Annotated in this window: 19 protein-coding genes and 2 pseudogenes; 14 read left to right on the forward strand and 7 right to left on the reverse strand. The window is 38.8% G+C overall.

Annotated features, from left to right (window positions below; translation table 11 throughout):
* Positions 1–393: 393 nt before the first annotated feature.
* Positions 394–678, forward strand: coding sequence for a beta/gamma crystallin-related protein (locus tag MK805_RS18135; protein ID WP_420833062.1), 285 nt, complete (start codon positions 394–396; stop codon positions 676–678).
* 33 nt (positions 679–711) lie between these two features.
* On the opposite strand, the gene MK805_RS07840 is transcribed toward MK805_RS18135, so the two are convergent.
* Genes MK805_RS07840 through MK805_RS07850 form a run of 3 tightly spaced genes read right to left on the reverse strand, consistent with a single transcriptional unit; the run spans position 712 to position 2,319 of the window.
* Positions 712–1,536: a DUF4158 domain-containing protein gene (locus tag MK805_RS07840; protein ID WP_240875029.1), complete on the reverse strand. Its 825-nt coding sequence runs from the start codon at positions 1,534–1,536 to the stop codon at positions 712–714.
* Positions 1,537–1,588: 52 nt separating this feature from the next.
* Positions 1,589–2,068, reverse strand: a complete 480-nt coding sequence (locus tag MK805_RS07845; protein WP_240875030.1) for a tyrosine-type recombinase/integrase — start codon at positions 2,066–2,068, stop codon at positions 1,589–1,591.
* A 38-nt stretch (positions 2,069–2,106) separates the two neighbouring features.
* Positions 2,107–2,319 (reverse strand): site-specific integrase, encoded by a 213-nt coding sequence (locus MK805_RS07850; RefSeq protein WP_240875031.1) that lies wholly within the window; start codon positions 2,317–2,319, stop codon positions 2,107–2,109.
* Positions 2,320–2,512: 193 nt separating this feature from the next.
* On the opposite strand from MK805_RS07850, the gene MK805_RS07855 reads away from it, so the two are divergent.
* On the forward strand, positions 2,513–2,983 hold the full coding sequence (locus MK805_RS07855) for a hypothetical protein (RefSeq protein ID WP_240875032.1): 471 nt from the start codon (positions 2,513–2,515) through the stop codon (positions 2,981–2,983).
* Positions 2,984–3,299: 316 nt separating this feature from the next.
* The gene (locus MK805_RS07860) at positions 3,300–3,776 is read left to right on the forward strand and encodes a hypothetical protein (protein ID WP_240875033.1); all 477 of its coding nucleotides are present in this window, start codon (positions 3,300–3,302) and stop codon (positions 3,774–3,776) included.
* A gap of 568 nt (positions 3,777–4,344) precedes the next feature.
* On the opposite strand, the gene MK805_RS07865 is transcribed toward MK805_RS07860, so the two are convergent.
* From MK805_RS07865 to MK805_RS07875, 3 genes are all read right to left on the reverse strand, one after another.
* Positions 4,345–5,958, reverse strand: coding sequence for an FAD-dependent monooxygenase (locus MK805_RS07865; protein WP_240875034.1), 1,614 nt, complete (start codon positions 5,956–5,958; stop codon positions 4,345–4,347).
* A 235-nt stretch (positions 5,959–6,193) separates the two neighbouring features.
* Positions 6,194–7,723 (reverse strand): MDR family MFS transporter, encoded by a 1,530-nt coding sequence (locus tag MK805_RS07870; RefSeq protein ID WP_240875035.1) that lies wholly within the window; start codon positions 7,721–7,723, stop codon positions 6,194–6,196.
* Positions 7,724–7,887: 164 nt separating this feature from the next.
* Positions 7,888–8,487 (reverse strand): PadR family transcriptional regulator, encoded by a 600-nt coding sequence (locus MK805_RS07875; RefSeq protein ID WP_240875036.1) that lies wholly within the window; start codon positions 8,485–8,487, stop codon positions 7,888–7,890.
* 115 nt (positions 8,488–8,602) lie between these two features.
* On the opposite strand from MK805_RS07875, the pseudogene MK805_RS07880 reads away from it, so the two are divergent.
* Both MK805_RS07880 and MK805_RS07885 read left to right on the forward strand, forming a co-directional pair.
* Positions 8,603–9,415 (forward strand): annotated as a pseudogene (locus tag MK805_RS07880) (transposase); the annotation flags it as partial.
* 96 nt (positions 9,416–9,511) lie between these two features.
* Positions 9,512–9,856: pseudogene (locus MK805_RS07885) on the forward strand (recombinase family protein); the annotation flags it as partial.
* A gap of 48 nt (positions 9,857–9,904) precedes the next feature.
* On the opposite strand, the gene MK805_RS07890 reads toward MK805_RS07885, so the two are convergent.
* The gene (locus MK805_RS07890) at positions 9,905–10,090 is read right to left on the reverse strand and encodes a hypothetical protein (protein ID WP_240875037.1); all 186 of its coding nucleotides are present in this window, start codon (positions 10,088–10,090) and stop codon (positions 9,905–9,907) included.
* A gap of 255 nt (positions 10,091–10,345) precedes the next feature.
* On the opposite strand from MK805_RS07890, the gene MK805_RS07895 reads away from it, so the two are divergent.
* The 9 genes from MK805_RS07895 (at position 10,346) to MK805_RS07935 (ending at position 20,296) form a co-directional block, all read left to right on the forward strand.
* The gene (locus MK805_RS07895) at positions 10,346–10,954 is read left to right on the forward strand and encodes a recombinase family protein (RefSeq protein WP_240875164.1); all 609 of its coding nucleotides are present in this window, start codon (positions 10,346–10,348) and stop codon (positions 10,952–10,954) included.
* A gap of 61 nt (positions 10,955–11,015) precedes the next feature.
* Positions 11,016–12,464: a Mu transposase C-terminal domain-containing protein gene (locus tag MK805_RS07900; protein ID WP_240875165.1), complete on the forward strand. Its 1,449-nt coding sequence runs from the start codon at positions 11,016–11,018 to the stop codon at positions 12,462–12,464.
* Entirely contained in the window at positions 12,457–13,269 is an 813-nt protein-coding gene (locus MK805_RS07905) for an AAA family ATPase (protein WP_240875038.1), read from the forward strand. The genes MK805_RS07900 and MK805_RS07905 overlap by 8 nt, the downstream gene beginning before the upstream one ends.
* 187 nt (positions 13,270–13,456) lie before the next feature.
* Entirely contained in the window at positions 13,457–15,466 is a 2,010-nt protein-coding gene (locus MK805_RS07910; protein WP_240875039.1) for a transporter substrate-binding domain-containing protein, read from the forward strand.
* Complete coding sequence (locus MK805_RS07915) at positions 15,444–16,796, forward strand: sigma-54-dependent transcriptional regulator (protein WP_240875040.1); 1,353 nt, start codon at positions 15,444–15,446, stop codon at positions 16,794–16,796. The genes MK805_RS07910 and MK805_RS07915 overlap by 23 nt, the downstream gene beginning before the upstream one ends.
* Before the next feature lie 265 nt (positions 16,797–17,061).
* Positions 17,062–17,835, forward strand: coding sequence for a transporter substrate-binding domain-containing protein (locus MK805_RS07920; RefSeq protein ID WP_240875041.1), 774 nt, complete (start codon positions 17,062–17,064; stop codon positions 17,833–17,835).
* A 49-nt stretch (positions 17,836–17,884) separates the two neighbouring features.
* The gene (locus MK805_RS07925) at positions 17,885–18,559 is read left to right on the forward strand and encodes an amino acid ABC transporter permease (protein WP_240875042.1); all 675 of its coding nucleotides are present in this window, start codon (positions 17,885–17,887) and stop codon (positions 18,557–18,559) included.
* Complete coding sequence (locus MK805_RS07930) at positions 18,556–19,317, forward strand: amino acid ABC transporter ATP-binding protein (protein ID WP_240875043.1); 762 nt, start codon at positions 18,556–18,558, stop codon at positions 19,315–19,317. Before MK805_RS07925 ends, MK805_RS07930 begins: the two co-directional genes overlap by 4 nt.
* Before the next feature lie 16 nt (positions 19,318–19,333).
* Positions 19,334–20,296 (forward strand): agmatinase family protein, encoded by a 963-nt coding sequence (locus MK805_RS07935; protein WP_240875044.1) that lies wholly within the window; start codon positions 19,334–19,336, stop codon positions 20,294–20,296.
* The last annotated feature ends 273 nt before the right edge of the window (positions 20,297–20,569 follow it).

Genomic DNA, 20,569 nt, shown 5'->3' on the forward strand with positions numbered 1-20,569 from the left:
AAATAATTTTCATTTGATGGGGGATCATTGTAAGTTTCATATTTATTCTGCACGCATTCTATCTTTATTTTGCGTGTTACGTGATAAAGGGAGTAGAACCAGCGAAGGAACGGAGATCTGGTTTTCCGTTCTTTCGCTTCTGATAACCAAATAAAGCTGTACCAAGAGAGTCACTGAAAATACAATTTATAAGGAAAAATATGTGTTGATCTTTGATATTATTTATTCATAATTAAGAAAACATAGTTATTTGAATGTGAAAATATTGAGACTGGAGTTGTTCCAATGAAAAAGACTCTTTCTGTTTTGTCTTCTTTAGCCCTCGCTTGTACATTAGTCATACCTGCTACCGCGTTAGCAGCACCTCATCAAAAATAGAAGAAACATTCTTGTATCACCTTATATGAACACGTTCATTTTAAAGGTCGTTCCAAAAAATTCTGTTCGAACGACAAATCACTAGTTAATGACGGTTGGAATGATCGTGCATCGTCAGCAAAAGTGTCTTCTGGAGATGGAGTCATAGTATATGAACATACAAACTACAAGGGGGAAAAATTTACTATGGGACCCGGTGGATACGGTGACCTTACTAAATGGCACTTTTCCATTTACACTAGCGACCCAAAAAGCAAACGCACGTGGAATGATGTTATCTCCTCCCTCCGTATAAAATAAAACTTTCAACAATAAACATTTGATCTCTAAAGCCTAGAGTTCAAGCGTAATTTTTTTCGGCTTGGTATAATCTCGAAGCTCCTTCGCTTTTAACGACTTCGCTTCAGCTGCAAAATGCTTGATTTTTGCAATGGGAACGTCTTGTACATAGGCTTTCATATCACCAAAAGACTGTAACCAAATCAGGTGATCGATTAAATCCTTTAAATTCCCTAGGGTTGGGTTTTTCGGAAGCTTCTTGAATCGATTGAAGTCGCTGAAATCGCTGTTTTCGTTTTTGAAAAGGATCTGATCAAATTTTTCTTGCTCTATGTCTGATAACCGATCTAATATTTGTTGAAAATAACTTCGATTCACTACCATCCTGACTCTTTTTGTTAACCGATCCAGGGTACTAAATGCAGGTAACTCCATACGAGAATGAATCATCTCATCGATGGTAGCATTGATGATGTCTGCTGGATTATCTTTTACGATGGAGATATTATATATGATTTTCATGATTTGTTTGCGGTTGGTTTCGCTATAGGGAGAAACCTTTAAAAATTCTCGAATGGCTTGGTGATGACGATATAGCGTACGTTTGTGATCATATCGAGGAATGGTATCTTTCTTTATATGTAAGCAATCTCGAATATAGGAAACCAGAGATTCAGGGATATCTTCTAGTTTTGGAAAGTATCCCAATCGCTGAAAAACTTTTAACAGAAGAGTCAAATTTATTACGTTAATGGAACCGCGGGATTGAGCATAAACAAAACTTAATTCTTTGGTGGTAGGTGTGTATATGCGACGAAGCTCGTCATTGGTGAATTTTTTCTTCAGTCTCGGATAGGCTGTTCTCTCAATAGATGCCATCTATCACTTTCATCCTTTTCATCAAGTAATAACCGATCATTTTTGGGGTTTTTTAACCAAATACTTTTTCTACTGTTTGCTCCAGGTCTTTCATCGATGGAGCTGCATATCTCCGTGTGACGTTCACATCACTATGTCCCATTAACTCTGCAACGGTAGCAATATCTACTCCAGAGGAAACGAGTTCCCTTCCGTAAGTATGGCGTAACATATGAGCATGAAGGCCCAACTTCTCAAAAATTCGTTGAGTAGACCGTATCGATATACGATTCTTGTAATTGGAGAGAAGGAGTGCCGGATTATCATCTTTGCGACTTTCCAAATAACGACGGAGATGATGTCGTGCTTCAGAAGGCAGTGGAACAGTACGGGCAATTCCACCTTTTCCATCACGAACAATCACGCTACCGTATCGCTCTAATTCACGAAAGAGACGGTTACGGTCACTTCGAGGTAATGATTTGGGAGATATATGCCTCGTATGGCGAATTTCTGGACGCTGGATATTTTCAATGAGATAAGGTTTACCCATGTATCGGGCATAGGCTACCATAGCACTATATTTTGGATTCAGAGTGGCTGCTTTATTGCCCTTGTTTTGTAAATGTTGATATATTGTTGAATGTCATAACGAGTAACGTGTTCCAGACTACTTCCTTCTGATCGTATCCACTTTTGAAAATTGTTTACATGCCTTACATAATCCTCGATTGTTTTCTCTCGATTTCCTTTTTCACGAAGATAGATTTCAAACCCATCGAGTTCTATATCACTTTTTTTCATCCTTAGCCCCCTCTATTTCAGATCTTTTTCTCTGATTATAACTATAAAGTGACGCAGAAGACTTCTTCTGTGTCACTTTTGGGCTATAATTGATAACTGTTGTTTGTATTTTTTATATAAATTGTAACTAACAAAAATAAAATATAGTAAACTATGAGTAACACTGAAACTGTCACGTCTTACGCTGAGGTGAATGATGATCAAGTCCTTCGTGATCGAGCAGCAGGAGCGGACTGAGGTCCGTAACTTTTGGGGGCGACGCAAGAACGTTGTCCGACTGACCATCGGGCAGTCCCCTGAATTCCAGAGTTGGCTTGAGCAGCTCTCGGAGCAAATCACCGAGTTCCGTGGTCGGCCTGAGTTGAGCGAAGACCCGTGGAATACCCTCGAAAAGATCGAGAAGTACTTCAGGGAAATCCAGAACCTCCTGCAGGATTCGGCCAAGCTCGAAGTGGTCGTGCCGATGAAGCAGCTCGCCACTGTACTGGAGTACGTGGAAGACGGATTCCGCAAGTGGTGGATTGACCCCAAGCGTTTCATGGGGAAGAAGATGGGAGCTGCGGTTGAGCAGTTCTCCTCACACTTCTTCAGTCTTAAGTACAATGCTGAGTTTCTGGAGATCAATGTGCACAATGCACGATTCATCCTGAAGCAGCTGGGCTGAAAGTGCAGGCGTGGCAGTAACTCGTGTGAGAAGGAATCCTTTAGATCCCCCTTCTCACACGAGGCCATTTTTATTTTCTGATTTGCATGTAGTTAATACTTAGAATCTATTTTTAGATTAATATCAATATAATAATCATAATATTGAGAATATATAAGGAGCCCTTTTGTACTTGGAAATACACTGTTTTTCTTTTGTAACCACAGAAAAGAACTGCATTTTTCCATTTTTTGGTCAAATTGCACTTAGTCGTTCAGTTGCTGGTTCTAGCCCTAGTAGAATAAGATTAATCGTTTCTTTTGAGCAGGAGGTTGCCTTGAATAGCGTGGATATGGACGCAGCACTCAACCAGGTAATTGGCGCTATGAAATCTGGTGGTTATAAGCCATCAGAAGAACAGATTCAGCAACTGAAGGAAATCCTTGAACAGGCGACTACTTCCTCAGAGGAACAGAAAAAAAAGCAGCTCAAGCAGCTCCTTACCCGAATCGAGACCTTGCGAGTTCATGGAACCAATGTAAAGTTGCGAGAAGAATCCATCAAGAGGGTCAGAGAAGCAATTGCTAACGCCGAATCTCTGGAAGCTGATACGGAAGCAGTAGAGCTACTTATCTACTGTTTTCCATGGTTGGACGTTTCCATTGAGATCCGTGAAGCAAGAGGGAAGATGGAAAACCTCCTTCGGCAGCTGGAATCTGGTAGGACCTTTAACACGCTTACTCCGACACTAAACAGCATCAACGCTCATATTCGGAGGCTAACTTCTAGTTTGAGGAAAGCCCTTTATTCTTGAGTCCACTTAGCATTAATGGACTTCTAGAAGAACTCGAGTCTCTGGTCATTCTGACCAGAGACTCGACCTACTTTGAAAAGAGAATGTTATTTGTTTAATTCGGAAGATGTTCAATTCATAAGTCCTTACTTGACCAGTCATATTAAACATTTTGGAGATTACATCATTGATTTGAGGGAGTCTCCAAAATCTTTTGAAGGTGCACTGGATTTCACAGGTTAATACATTAGCCCAACGTTTGTTGAGTTTTCTATGTTCATTGGTAAATATTCCTGGGTTATGTCCTATTTTTACACGTATCTCCCAGGTACCCCTTATAAAAAATGATCTAGTAAATCCTGTGTTGTACCTTCTTTAAATGTCGTCTTCACCAATTCCATGAAAGCATGGAAAACACTTTCTATAGGAGGAAATCGGTTTTCAATGACCAGTTAAATAACCCCATCTTTTTTACTGAACATTAACTTAATTTGTAATTAATTCCCAGAGTGGCCCCTCAATCCTTGAATCGGTTCCTTACCCCTAGAAGGGTCGCTGCAGTACGATGACCCTAATATAATTTAAATGTCTATCTGAATAAAATAACAGAAAGAGCTTTTTCTAGAGACAGTTTTGGATCATTCACCGTATCTGAACTTCTCCAACCTATGATTCCATCAGGCCTTACTAAAACAGCCCCGGTAGTGTTTATTCCATAGGAATCAGAGAACTGTCCATTCCAATCAGTAGAATCTGCCCCGATTTGATGAATGGATAATGGGAAACTCCATTTTTTTGCCACTTCATTTGCTGCTTGAATCCAATCTGTCCCATCTACTCCAACCATCAACACAAACTGTGTACCAAATAAGTCGAGAATAGAAATTTGTTTTCCATTTTTCTCTAAAACAACATGGGGAGCACGAGTTCCAGGTTGCCCTTTCCATTGACTAGGAAGTTTTATGAGTGTGATGTCTTGCTTTTCTTCTGGCACCAATGCACCTTTTACATAACGATAACCCATATTGACCATCAGTGTATTAACTGTGATCTGATCAATCTCTTCTGTAGCTCGCTGTTGAGATAAAACGGTAGCTTGTTCGACAGTCAGATCAGCAATCGGTAAGCGTTCCACTTCATAAGTGCGAAGTAAATCATGATCTGCATGACCATGAAGAACCGCAACCAATTTCCAAGCTAGATTTTGTGCTTCTGCTATTCCTGTATTCCCACCTAGAGCACCTGCTGGAGGTTGTACACGAGCAGCATCACCAACAAGAAATACGCGCCCTTGCTCCAAGCGATCAGACACACGAGCAGCCATTTCCCATGAAAGTACTGTCTTTAACTTCACTGGGATATCAGGTATTCCAATAGCTGCACGTATAAGTGGAATACACCGTGATTCTGGATAGTCCTCAATGGATTCTTTTGTTGGATCATACCAAATATCTAGACGATAGAGATCAGGACGTACAGAAGTACCAGGATATGGTACAAAAGCTCCCATTACGGTTTCATTTCGAACAAAGCCCATGACAGCATCCCGTTTTGCAAATAACTCTGCGATATCTGCTTCGAAAACCATGCTCATATTATGCATGATCGTCCCCGCTCCATGCTGGTCTATACCAAGCTGTTTCCTAGTACCACTCTTCCCACCATCAGCAGCTATCAGGAAGTCAGTTCGGATTTGTCGAGTAGTATTATCTGCTCGATTGCGAATAATAGCGGAAACCCCATCTTGATCTTGCTCAAATGAGATCATCTCTGTATGGTATCTAAGATCAACTCCATTTTGCTCCGCATGTTTTCGAAGGATGGGTTCTAGTATATCTTGTGCTATGCAGCTACCTTGTGCAGGACTATCATCTGTAAAGAAAGCACTCATTTCTTCAATCGTTTCATTAGACACTTGTCCCACAAGGCTCTCCGCTTGAAAAACCTTGCTATCTTTCGAGAATGGTGGTTCTACGTTTCGTATATCATCTTCAATTCCCAATGAACGAAAGATCTCCAATGTTCGAGCGGTCAAACCTGCTACACGTGGATGGATAGCCGTATTTGGATGACGCTCTACTACCATAGAAGTAACCCCTTGCTTAGCAAGTAGAAGGGAGAGAGACAGACCTACCAAACTTCCTCCAACTATAAGAACTGGAACTTTCTCATCATACTGAACTGAGCTTATTGGTTTATTCATATTATGGATCTACCTTTCTACTTGAAATATTTAGTTAAAGGTTTATATATGGAGAATAATATATTTCAATCATTCCCCTTTATCTGAAACAATCGCATAATAAAACAACTCATAATTACCATAATTTTATTTTATAATTAATTAGTTTTCCCTATCATTATAGATAATTTTCTATTTCATAACCATACTAAATTCTTTGAAATCACATAACTTACCTCTATTCAATATAGCCTACTTAATCATTCATAGCCTGTTGATGTTCCACAGATGAATTCAAGCGTTCTTTACTCATCATTATCGCTGCAATAAATGCAAGAGCAACTGGAATAAGTGCCCATATAAACGTTTGAGTAATGGAAGAAGAAAGGGCTGACGTAATCTTCTCTAAAACTGGTGCTGGAATATGAGCACGAGCTTCTGGCGAAAGCAGAAAACGCGGGTCTTTAAATGCTTGATTGTTGAACATCTTCTCTTGTCCCATACCCACCAACATATCTTTCAGTCTGGTAGAAAAATCATTTCGTTGTATAATCCCAAAAACAGTAATTCCAAGCGTCATGCCAAGTGATCGAACAAAAGAAACAGTAGAGTTGACCGATCCCCGCTGTGCTGGTCCAAAATGGTGAATCGCTGCGTTGCTAAGGACAGAAAAAGTCGCTCCAATACCTAGTCCAGTGAGAATCATATAGATAGTAACCATGAAACGGCCAGAATCCGGTGTTAACGTTGTTAATAAGAACATACCTGTTGCTAACATCAAAACTACAACAATCATAATAGTCCGGTAACTCCATTTATTCATTAGAAATCCACCGAGTGTAGCCGAGACAACAGAACCTAGCATCATCGGAAGTAAAACAAGACCAGAATTTGTCGCTGTTCCTCCAAGTACTCCTTGGATATAAATCGGAATATAGACAGAAGCAGTAACAAATGCGGTACCACTAAACAACCCTAAAAGATTGCTAGTTGTAAACAAACGAACTTTGAACATCGGAAAGGAGATAATCGGTTCTGCCACTTTTCTTTTTGTAAAAAGAAATGCACAGAAAAATAAGGCAAAGACTGCAAACAAACCTAAAATAAAACCAGAATCCCAATCATATTTATTACCACCTAGTTCTAACGCAAACATTAAACTAACAACTGCTCCAACTAGAGTAATCGCACCCCACCAGTCAATTTTTTGTTTGGAGTGAACAGGCGACTCTTTATAGAAAAATGCAATGAATGCCAATGCCAAAAGACCTAGAGGAATATTTACATAAAATACCCAATGCCAACTAATATTGTCCGTAATATATGCACCCAATAACGGACCAAAAATACTGGATAAACCGAACACAGCCCCGAATAATCCTCCCAACTTACCACGTTGCTCAACAGGAACCGTATCAAACATAATGGTAAACGCAATAGGGATCAGAGCACCACCACCGATTCCTTGAATCGCTCGATAGATGCTAAGTTGTGTAATGCTCCCCGCAGTTCCACACAAAATAGAACCTATCAAAAAGACGATTAATCCAAACACAAAAAACATTTTCCGCCCAAACATATCCGATAATTTACCGAAAATCGGCATCCCTGCCATCTCTGCTACCATATAAGCAGATGTAACCCATACAAACTGATCCAATCCGCCGAGCTCACCGACAATTGTTCCCATAGCAGTAGCGACAATCGTATTGTCCATCGATGCCATCAAAATAGCGAGTAATAGACCTGCTACTACCACTTTTACATTGCTTTGTTTACTTTTCATCTTGAGTACTCCTCTATGATTGTCTATCCTAGTAAAACCTGTCCATATCCAGATTACCATCGAATCTTTTGCTCACGGTGCCACAAATTGATTTTAAGCAACTAACTCATAAACAAACACACTTTCTATGAAATACTAAGTGGTTGTTTTTTCTTTTTCTGAAGCTACATATTCTGCTCTATCTCTCTTAACCAATCTTTGTCCCAGTAAATTTTTTTCGTTTGTATCTCATCAACAATGGATCGAACCCACTCTAATTCAGCTACTACTAAAGTCCGTTGGAATTCAGTCTCAAGTAAAAATAAGCGAGGAATTTCATTTCTTACCATTTGTAACTGCATATCAATTTGGTTTAACATATCCTCCAAAGCGCTTGCTCTTTTTTTTAAATCCTCCAATACTTCTTTAGGTTTTAAAAGCATGAGAAACGAAATAGCAGCAGGAAATTCTAAAAACTCCTTTTTTGGTACAGAAAGCATTTCTCGTGTCCATGTGTACGCAGCTTTTCGACCTTCCTCTGTGACTTCATAAACGATCAGATCTGGTTTTCCTTCATTAGATTTCTTGCCTTGGACGGTGATAGCTCCGTCTCGATACAAACGATCGATCGTTTGATAGATACTTGTCCGGTGACGGACATTAATAACTTCTTCTTTTCCCCTCTCTTTAATAAGCTGCTGCATACGATAAGGATGCATAGGTTCTTCGATCAGAAGACAAAGTATAGCTAATGCAATGGGCGACTTTTTAATTGTGTTTTTCATAGTAATGATATTACTATTAATAATATATCTATGTCAACATGGAATATTCGTACTTCGGGGCATTTTTATTGGAAATCATATCCATTATTACAATAACAAACGGATAGGGGTATGTTATATTGCCCTTTTTAGTCACTTTATTCCTTGTGGGGTTTGGGAAGCGGTATACATTATTGAGGGGCTTCTTCAAAATAAATCGGATATCCAACCAGATACTGTTCATACAGATACACGAGGGCAATCCTATCCTGTGTTTGCTCTAGCTCATCTGTTAGGCATTAAACTCATGCCCAGAATTCGAAATGTGAAGGATCGAAGTTTTTTTCGTCCTACAGCCGAAACTACTTATAAACATATTGATTCCTTATTTAAAGGGACGATCGATTGGGATCTGATTGAAACGCATTGGGCAGATCTCATGCAAGTGGTTCTATCTATTAAACATGGGAAGATATCCTCTTCGATGATTTTAAGAAAATTAGGGAATGAGAGTAAGAAAAACAAATTATATCAAGCTTCCAGAGAACTTGGGAAAGCGATTTGTACCCTCTTTTTACTTCGATATATTACGGATATTGAGCTAAGACAACAAATTACAAGTGAAACCAATAAAGTGGAAGCATTTCATGGTTTTTCTGGGTGGCTATGTTTTGGAGGCGATGGAGTTATTTTAGATAACGATCCAGAGCAGCAAGAAAAAGTCATCAAGTATAATGAACTTGTCAGCAATGCTGTGATTTTTCAAAACGTTGTGGATATGACAGCTATTCTGAGAGAATTAAAAAAAGAAGGTTATGTGTTTGATTCGGAAGATGTTCAATTCATAAGTCCTTACTTGACTAGTCATATTAAACGTTTTGGAGATTACATTATTGATTTGGGGCAGTCTCCACAACCTTTTGAAGGTGTACTGGATTTCACATGTTAATACATTAGCCCAACGGTTGTTGGGCTTTTTGCGTTCGTTGGTAAATATTCCTAGCTTATGTCCTATTTTTACACGTATCTCCCCGGTATCCCTACCATGCATCATTTAATTCAGGTTGTAAATGATTTGAATAATCGCGGAGTGAGCTTTCACAGTCTTCAGGAAAATATTACGATGGATCGCTCGAATTCTACAGGATAATTGATGTTTCATCTATTTGCATTCTTTGCCGAGTTTGAACGAAACCTGATTCGAGAGAGAACAGAAGCGGGACGAGCTGCAGCTCGTGCGAGAGGACGGTTAGGTGGCAGACCTGAAAAATTAGGAAAAAAAGAGGGGGAGATGATCAAAACACTAGCAGCAAATAAAAACCCGATTAAAGATATTGCTGAAATGATGGAGATCTCCCGTACCACTGTTTATCGTTATTTAGCAAAGTAAAAACAACAGCCACTTTATAATTATGTAAGTAATTTCCAGAGTGGCCCCTCAATGTGCGAATCGGTGCCTTACCCCAACATGGGCTGAGGTAAGGACGATATTGGGTGCAATGAAAAACCCAGTTCCAGGACGCAGTTGTTTACCAAGATCGCCAAAAATCCTACAGATGGAACGGTGCTCTTTTGCGGGCTTAAGTTGATCGATCTGAGGGTCAGCAGGAAGATAAGTAGTCATGATGGCCCCTGAATGGAGAGAAAGATTGTGGTGACACTCTAGTACCTTAAATTATAGCAGATACTACCGCTTTTTTAATCGTTCGTAAAAGTGCACTTTTACGAACGGTTGGCAAATTTCTTAAATCTATGAAATCAAAAGTTCGTAAAACACCAAAAAACCCATTACGAACGTCCACTGTTTTCTATATACATTTACGAACGAACAAGGGTATATTTGGAAGAAAAGCAGATGGAAAGAGAGGTCACCCCTCAAATGGAGAATCGGCATTATGGATACATACGAGTGAGCAGCAAAGATCAAAATGAAGAACGGCAGATTGTTGCAATGAAAGAACAAGGAATCAACAAACGTGATATTTTTATGGATAAAGTGAGTGGTAAGGATTTTCAACGGGAGCAGTACCAGCTCTTAAAACGAATCCTTCGCCCTGGGGATGTGCTATACATTCATTCCCTCGATCGTTTCGGTCGGAATAAAGAAGAAATCGTGCAAGAGTGGAATGCAATCACGAAAGAACTTCAAGCTGACATTGTGGTGTTGGACATGCCCCTACTCGATACCACCCAATACAAGGACAGCATGGGAACCTTTATCGCTGATCTTGTTTTGCAAATCCTTTCTTGGATGGCACAAGAAGAACGGGATCGAATTCGAAAGCGACAGCGCGAAGGAATTGATGTCGCTATAAAACAAGGAAAAACTTTTGGTCGTCCCAAAGCGCAAATTACAGATGAGTTTATGGAAGCTTATGATGAATGGAAGAAAGGCGAGATAACAGCGACACAAGCTATGCAACAAGCTCAGGTCAAAAAAACAACCTTTTATAAGTTAGCCAAACAGGTAGAAGAGAACTTTGCATAACTCATTTGTTATAAAGTGAATGGTAAATAACATTCGTACAGATAAAGGAAGTGCGAAATTCATGAATGAGAAATTTCCATCTCTTACTTCTTTTTCAGACCAAAAGAGATTAGAGGCAATGAAAAAGTATGAAATAATCAAGCCTCATATTTTAGATCAGAAGTCGATCCGTTTAATTTCAAAAGATAAGAATATACCAATTCGAACCATTCAATCATGGGTCCAAAAATATTCACTCCATGGGTTAAAAGGCCTTGTAAGAAAAGAGCGATCTGACCTTGGTAAGGTACGAATAAGGAAAGAAGTTACCGATGAGGTGGAGAGGTTGATTTTAGCAAACAAGAATGTCTCTATCACCTCTATTCACAGAAAGATCTGTCACTCTTGCAAAGAAAAGAAAATAGAAAAACCTAGTTATTCTCAAATTTTCTCCGTAGCAAAATCGATTGCTCCAGCATTAAAAAAATTGGCCCACGAAGGGAAAAATGAGTATCAGAATTCATATGATATGGTTCACCGAATGGAGGCAAGTAGACCAAATGAAATTTGGCAAGCAGATCACACTTTACTAGATATCGTCGTATACAATGAAAATAACATGTTAGAACGTCCTTGGTTGACTGTTATTATGGATGATTATAGTCGTGCAGTAGCAGGATATTTTCTCAGCTTTCAGGCACCTTCTGCTATTCAGACATCGTTAGCATTACATCAAGCGATATGGCAGAAAAGAAGAAAAGAGTGGGAAATTTGTGGGATACCTGAAAAGTTTTACACGGATCATGGCAGTGACTTTACGTCCCATCATTTAGAACAGGTAGCTGTTGATTTGAAAATAAACTTAGTCTTTTCAACCGTTGGTGTACCACGTGGTCGTGGAAAAATTGAGAGATTCTTTTTAACTATTAATCAGCTACTCTTGCAAGATCTACCTGGATATATTGAAAATACTTCTGTTAGAAACCATCTGACCTTCCAAAAGTTAGAAGATAAACTAAATGAGTTTATTATAAACGTTTATCACCATCGTTCTCATGGAACGACCAAAGTAGCACCTATAGACCGTTGGAGCCAGTCTGGTTTCTTATTAAATATGCCAGAAAGTCTAGAAGATTTGGACCTTTTATTATTGAACGTTGCCAAAGCAAGAAAGGTGCATGCGGACGGAATATACTTTCAAGGACTTCGATATATCGATACCAACTTAGCAGCGTATGTGGGTGAAACGGTTATCATTCGATATGATCCTAGAGATCTTGCTGAAATCCGTGTCTTTTATCAAGATAAATACCTATGTACCGCCATCGCTCCAGAAATCTCCGATTATACAGTTGATTTAAAGGATATCGTTGCAGCAAGAAATCAGCGAAGAAAAAACTTAAATAAGGAACTCACGAATAATCAAACGCTAGTTGATAGCATTGTATTAACGAAGCAAAACGAACGGGAGGAAAACGTAGAAAAAAGTAAACCGAAAAAGTCAAAACTGAAGAGGTATTTCAATGAATAAACCCAAAAAGTTTATTGAAACCAAAGAATATAAACGGTTTGCTGAATTTTGTGATGCTTGTATAAAGTATAAGTACATTGGTATTTGTTATGGTTTACCTGGTGTGGGTAAGACCTTGTCGTCTCGATACTATTCGAATTGGGATTATATAGAAAAACAAATTGCTTATAAAAGAGCAGATGATATTGGAATACATGCAGATTCCAGAATACTAAATAGTCGAACTCTCTTCTATACAGCTCCTGCTGTCAAAGCTACAAAGATGACAAGTGATATCACTCTCTTAGGTAGTAAATTTGGTGTGGTGAAGACTAGCTATAAGGCTAAATTTTTGAATCAAGAAGTGAAGTATTCGATGGACTGGGCAGAAGGTATAGATTTAGTAATAGTAGATGAAATAGACCGATTAAAAATGCAGAACTTAGAGCAATTAAGGGATATGTACGATCGAAATGATATTGCTATGATTTTAATTGGTATGCCAGGGATAGAAAAACGTTTAGCGAGATATCCTCAATTGTATTCTCGAATTGGCTTCGCACATGAATTTGATAAATTAAGTAAAGATGAAACCCACCACATTTTACAGTATAAGTGGGAAGAATTAGGTTTCTCTATTAAAATGGAAGACTTCTCCGATTATGAAGCAATTTCAAGTATTATTCGAATTACAGGAGGAAATTTTAGACTTATTCAGAGGCTTTTCTCCCAAATTGAAAGAATCCTTGAAATAAACCAGTTAGATACCATCACTACAGAAGTAGTGGAAGCAGCACGGGATAGTTTAGTCATTGGAATTAAATAAAATTAAAAAGAGCTATCAACAGTCGTTTGATAGCTCTTTTTACGCAAAATAAAGATGAAAATAAGCGCAAAATAAAAATTGAATTGATAGGGATCATCTCCGCAAAATTGGGTTTTCCTAACAATTTTTTTATGTTAATTTTATATAATAGCAAGTTATATCATGATATTTTTAGGGGCGGAGTAAAATGGACAGACGGATTGTCTTTTTGTTCCTTTCGTTTTTGATCATCTTATCCACAACTCCTAGTTATGCAGATAATGAGGGCAAAAAAACAATTCGTATTGCGGGTGATCGTAATTTTCCACCTTATGAATATTTGAGTAAAACAGGAGTTTACTCAGGGTTTAATGTGGATGTGATGAATGCTATTTCGATTCAAACCGGCATAAAGTTTGAGTTTGTCCCTATGCCTTGGAATCAAGCGATACAAGCATTGAATGATGGGAAAGTGGATGCGATTCAAGGAATGAAATATAGTGCAGCACGGGATAAAATTTACGATTTTTCCAAGTCATACTTTACAAGTGTACAAGCAATATTTGTTCGTAAAGACAATGTTCGTATTCGAGCGTTACAAGATTTAAAAAATACTCGAGTCGCAGTGCAAAAAGGTGATATTGCCCAAGAATTATTAAAAGAAGACCGAGGTATAAAGTTGGTTGAAGTAAATAACCAACAAGAAGCAATTTCATTGTTATCTGCCGGAGAGGTGGACGCGTTTGTCGGCAATCAAATTACAGGACAGTATTTTGCTCAATTGATGGACAAGCAAGACAATATCAAGATCGTGGGTGAACCCTTGCATCCTGAGGCGTATGGAGTAGTGGTTTTACCAAAAAATAAACAGCTTTTGACCACAATTAATGAAGGAATCGATGCGATAAAAAAAGATGGTACTTATGATAAAATTCAACGTAAATGGTTTGGGGAAGAAATTTTGTCATGGTCTACTTATTTAGAAAAGTGGTTGTTTTGGATTAAGATAGCTGTTTTGATTGCTGGTAGTTTGTTTATCGGAATATTGTGGTGGAATCGTCAATTAAAGCGTGAAGTAGGTAAACGGACATTAGAAATTGAAAAAATAAATAAACAATTGCAGGAAAAGATGCTTTTGTTACAAGAAAACTTATCTTTTCAACAACAGTTAGTAGATAGCGCCTATAGTTGCTTTATGACTTTGGATCAAAATGGAAACATAGCGATGTACAACCAAAAAGCACAAGAATTGTTGCAAATGGATACAGCGTTAATTGGTCAGTCCTATCAAATGTCTCCGATTGTCCAATTTATTCCAACAAAACAAATCGAGCAAACCTTTCATCAAGTAGATGTCTACTTGCAACAAGAAGTAAAGTGGAGGCGGAACGGGGAAAAACGAATGATTTCGTACAGCCTCTTTCCCCACAAGAATCAAGCAGGGGAAAGTATTGGTGTCATTTTAAATTTTTCCGATATCACTGGTCGCAAAGAATTGGAAAGACAAATGGCTGAAAGCAATCGCTTACGAGCCTTAGGACAACTTGTGCTCGGCATTGCGCACGAGATCAGGAATCCACTTACTTCTATATTGACATATGCTCAACTATTACCAAAAAAGATGGATAACAAGGAATTTTGCCAGCTTTTTTCAGAACAGATAACGGTTGAAATCACCCGCTTAAATGACTTAGTTGGTGACCTACTTAACTTTGCGCATCCGCGCCGGTCTACACCAACATCCTTTCGTCTTCTGGGGCTTGTTGAAAGTATTCTCCTCTTACTCAAACAACAGTACACACAAAAAGAACTGATTGTGAGTACAGAGATTCCACCGGATTGTGAGGTGTTTGCAGATCGTCAGCAATTGCAGCAAATTCTGCTCAATATGATTATCAACGCTATACAGGCGTTGTCTGCTGGAGGTCATTTAATCATTCGGGCAAAGAGTGAAGGTTCACGAGTGCTTATTGAGATTGAAGATGATGGATGTGGGATGGAAGAAGCGGATATGGAGAAAATATTTGAGCCGTTTTATACAAAGAAAAATGATGGAGTCGGTTTAGGGTTAGCGATTTCTTATCAATTGATCAAAGAAAATAATGGAACAATCCAAGTAAAAAGCCAGCTTGATGAAGGAACTACCTTCTCTCTATTCTTTCCAAATACTTCAACTAAAAAGGATGGTATTACACATGTATCCAGTCATGATTATTGATGATGAAGCAGCAATTTGCCAATCCTTAAAATTTGCCTTAGAAGACCGGTATCATGTTTATACATTTACTGATCCTGAACAAGCGCTGCCTTTGTTTAAAAAAATGGATATATCGATTGTGCTGTTGGATTTAAAAATGGGTCAACATAATGGATTGGATATTTTGCAAGCTATCAAGCGTATTTCCCCGAATACTATTGTCATCATGATCACTGCGTATGGCAGTATTCCATCTTCTGTAGAAGCGATGCATAAAGGGGCTTTCTCTTATGTGACCAAACCGATCCATCTCGATGAACTCATGGTGCTGCTGGATCGAGCAGAAGAATATTTCCATCTAACTTCCAAAGTACAGTGGCTCAGCGAAGCTCTGGAAAAAGCACATAATGAGCACGGTTTTATTGGGAAAAGCCCTAAAATGCAAGAAGTATTTCGGATGATGGATAAAATTCGCGATGTTGATTCCAATGTCTTAATTACTGGTGAAAGTGGAACAGGAAAAGAATTAGTTGCGAAAATCATTCATTACCAAAGCAGACGCAACCAAAAAAGGTTTCAAACGATCAATTGTGCTGCGATTCCAGAGAACTTGTTGGAATCTGAATTATTTGGTCATGAGAAAGGATCTTTTACTGGTGCTTTTGAGAAAAAGCAAGGTCTGCTTGCTGTCGCAGATAAAGGAACCGTATTTTTGGATGAGATTGGGGAAATGGAACTGACTTTGCAAGGAAAGTTACTTCGAGTCATTCAAGAGAGAAAAATAACACCAGTTGGGGGAACAAAAGAAAAAGCAGTTGATTTTCGTTTAATTGCAGCGACAAATCGTGATTTGCTAAAAGATGTGCAAGAAAAACAATTTCGCCAAGACTTGTTTTATCGTCTCAATGTGATTCCTATCCATCTGCCTGCACTCAGGGAACGAAAGGAAGATATTCCACTGCTGGTAGAGTTTTTCCTCAATAAATTGAGTCATCGAATGGGAAAACCAGTAGAAGGTATCTCTCAAGAAGCATTACAAGTTTTGCTTGATTATTCTTATCCGGGAAATGTACGCGAACTGCAAAACATCATGGAAAGAGCCATCGCCTTGACTTATTCGTCTGTTATTCAAGTATCTGATCTCCCTGAAGAAATGACGAAAGAGCAGCAAGTTTTTTCCGATCATACCCTGATTCCTATTTATATAGGAGAGAAAATGGAGCAGGTTGAAAGGAAAGTCATTCAATATAATCTCTCTGCGATGAATGGAAATAGGCGAAAGACAGCACAGTTGATCGGAATAAGTGAACGTAATCTCCGGGATAAACTGAAAAAATATGCAACGGAATAAGCAAAATCAGATAGGCAAAAACCGCCGGGCGGCAAAATCTGCCGCTTTTTTGGTAGATAAGAAAGTATAGTTTTGTCTTATCTACAAAGCGAGACTTGTGTCCTAGTCTGAGGTGCATAAGTGCAACTAAGCCCCTGTCTGCCTTGAAAGGCAAGACACATCGGCAAGTTTTCTTTCATAGTCAAAACCCTTTTGATAAGGGTTTTTTCTTTTGGCACACTTTCTGCTTCTTTTATATAGGGACAAACTTTAGGAGGGAAAAGAGATGAAATCTTTTCGTAAAACGTTATTTGCTGTGATTGCGTTTGCACTTGTTTTTGCGTTAGCAGGTTGTGGTTCTAGTCAAACAACATTGGAAAAAGTGAAACAAAATAAAGTCCTTATTGTCGGAACCGACCCAACGTTTCCACCATTTGAATTTAAAAACGATAAAAAAGAATATGATGGCTTTGATATCGATTTGATTCATGCTATTGCCAAAGAGATGGGGATTCCAAAAGTTCAGTTTGTTGATACCGAGTTTAAAGGCCTTATTCCTGGACTACAAGCGAAAAAATTTGATGCCATTATGTCTGGCATATATAAGACGGATGAACGTGCAAAAGTGATCGGCTTCTCGGATACTTACTATCCAGGTGGACTAGCCATTATGGTCAAAGAAAATAACAACAAGATAAAAAGCATCGAAGATCTCAAAGGAAAAGAAGTTTCTGTGCAGATTGGTACAAAATCAGTGAAATTCCTTAATGAGAACTATCCACAAGTAAAAACAAAAGAAGTAGAGAAAAACTCTGATATGTTTTTGGAACTCGAAAGTAACCGTGTAGAAGCGGTAGTCACAGGTCAGCCAGCAGCAAAAGCATATGCCAAAGAAAAAGGCGGAGTAAAAGTACTCGATCACTTGCTAACGCATGAAGAGTATGCCATTGGTACCCGAAAAGAAGATGGAGACTTAAACAAAGAATTTAATGCTGCTCTAAAGCGTCTAAAAGATAACGGTGAGTACGCAAAAATCGTGAAAAAATGGTTCGGAGAATAAACAGACAGAGAGGTCAAACTCTCTGTCTGTATGAAAGGAAGGACAAAAGATGACATTAGATTTTGGGGTTTTGATGCAAGATGGGAATTTACCTCTCTTGCTCCAAGGTTTATGGGTTACGATCCGTATGACATTTTTAGCACTCATCCTCAGTTGTTTTATTGGTCTTGTTGTTGGACTTGGAGGCATGTCCAAAGGGAAAATCATTTCCAGTTTGAGTGCCGTGTATTTAGCTTGGTTTCGGGGAACTCCGCTATTAGTACAATTGATGTTGCTATACTATGGTCTGGCAATTAGTTTGAACATCGATTTCTCTGCTTCTGTAGCAGGAGTATTAGGGCTAGGTATGTATAGTGGAGCTTATGTTTCTGAAATTGTACGCGGAGCGATTCAGTCGATTGATCGAGGACAGATGGAAGCAGGCCGTTCCCTTGGTCTGAGTCATTGGCAAACGATGTTTAAAGTCATTCTTCCACAAGCAGTTCGTCGGATGTTACCACCACTTGCAAATGAATTTATTGCATTGACTAAAAATTCATCGCTTCTTTCCGCTATTACCGTTGCGGAGCTGATGAGGGCAGCGAACACGATCGTTGCAGATAATTATCGATACTTTGAAATTTACTTGACGATTGCTATCTTTTATTTTGTTGTGAACTTTATCATTTCAACCTTGATACGTATACTCGAACGAAAATTAAATGTGGAGGGAGCCCGCTCATGATTGAAATTAGACACCTCGATAAATATTATGGCTCTCATCATGTGCTCAAAGATATCAACTTGAAGATTGAAAAAGGAGAAGTAGTTGTCATCATCGGTCCTAGTGGTTCAGGAAAAAGTACCTTACTTCGGTGTATGAATTATTTGGAACCAATTCAGAGCGGACAGATTCGGATAGAAGATCAACCAATTGGGATGATCGAACACAAGGGAAGACAGCAGGAAATGCCGCAAAAAGCACTCAATAAAATGAGGGAAAAAGTGGGCATGGTATTTCAAAACTTTAATCTTTTTCCTCATCTGTCTGTACGTGACAACATTACCCTTTCGCCATTGACACTTGGGAAAATGGATAAGAAAGAAGCAAAGGAGACAGCACTTTCATTATTGGCAAAAGTAGGACTAGCAGATCGAGCTGCAGCTTTTCCGGATCAACTTTCTGGGGGACAAAAACAACGGGTTGCGATAGCTCGTGCCTTAGCAATGAAGCCGCATGTCATGTTGTTCGATGAACCGACATCAGCACTCGATCCAGAGCTTATCGGTGAAGTGCTTGATGCGATGAAAGAACTAGCTAAAGAAGGAATGACCATGGTCGTAGTTACTCATGAGATGGGCTTTGCAAGAGAAATGGCTGATCGTGTTGTCGTAATGGATCAAGGTCAAATTATTGAAATAGGCTCACCGGATGTCATTTTTAAAAATCCAGCTCAAGAACGCACGAAAGTATTCTTGCACAAAGTATTAACTCATTCTTAAGCAAAGGAAGATCCTTATGAAGCCAGCGAAACATTTGAATCCTCCAGCTCTGCAATATGCGGGAGGGAAAGGTGATCCCTATGTTACCACCATTGCCGAGTGGATCGAAAAACCACAAGCTGACATGTCCTATGATCTATGTGTGTTAGGTGTACCGCTTTCCAAAAGCTCCATCTCTTTTTCAGGAGCTCATCTTCATCCTGCGACGTTTCGAAAACTTTGGTCGAACTTTACGACTTATCATTGGGATTTAGATCTTGATTTTACTCAGCTTCGGGCTGTCGACTTTGGGGATATCGCAATGCATGTGACTGATATTGCTACCTGTCATCAAAATATTCAAGAGACGATGCAAGAGGTAACTACGACCTATCCCGAGATTTTCCCTATCACGGTTGGTGGCGATCACTCGATCACAGCACCGCTCATCAAAGGCAGAAAAGCAGCGAATGGAAAGCGCATTGGTATTATTCAATTTGACGCTCATCTCGATGTACGCGATATGAGTTACGGAGGCCCATCCAATGGTACACCAATTCGGAATTTAGTGGAATCCAAAACAGTAAAAGGCGAAGATATTGTGACAATTGGGATTCGAAACTTTGTCAATTCCCGCCTTTATCGAGATTACACAGAAGAGAAGGGAATCCATGTCATCTCATCCAAACAAGTTCATATGAGAGGGATAGAAAGCGTCATCAAAGAAGCAATGGAGCGCTTAGAGGCATGTGAAGAAGTATATGTCACCTTTGATATCGATGCCTTGGATCAATCTTTTGTTCCAGGTGTTCCTGCGATTGGACCACAAGGATTGACTACTGATCAACTATTTTCAAGTGCATCTACATTAGGAGCATGGTCAAAAGTAACCGCAATGGATATGGTTTGTGTTGACCCCTCTGTTGACTTACGTGACATAACAAGTCGTGTTTCCCTCCATTTATTTCTGCATTTTGTCTCCGGGCTATGCCAACAATAGTACACTACAGACACAATGATTTTGTAAAAAGAGATACTTATCTGGATTTAGGATATATGCCATACAAATTTATAAATAAAAGGCAAAACCTTAACAGAGTTTTGCCTTTTCTGTATCAATTATCTCTATCCTAGATGATCTAATAATTTAAATCTCTTTTACTGAATTTGTATAATATGACAAATCAATTACAAATTAAATAAATTAATGTATAAAATCATAATTGTAACAATTTGATCATTGAATTTCATTTATTATGTGTTGTTAAATAAG

It is taken from the genome of Shimazuella soli (genome assembly GCF_022511585.1).
Taxonomy (GTDB): domain Bacteria; phylum Bacillota; class Bacilli; order Thermoactinomycetales; family Thermoactinomycetaceae; genus Shimazuella; species Shimazuella soli.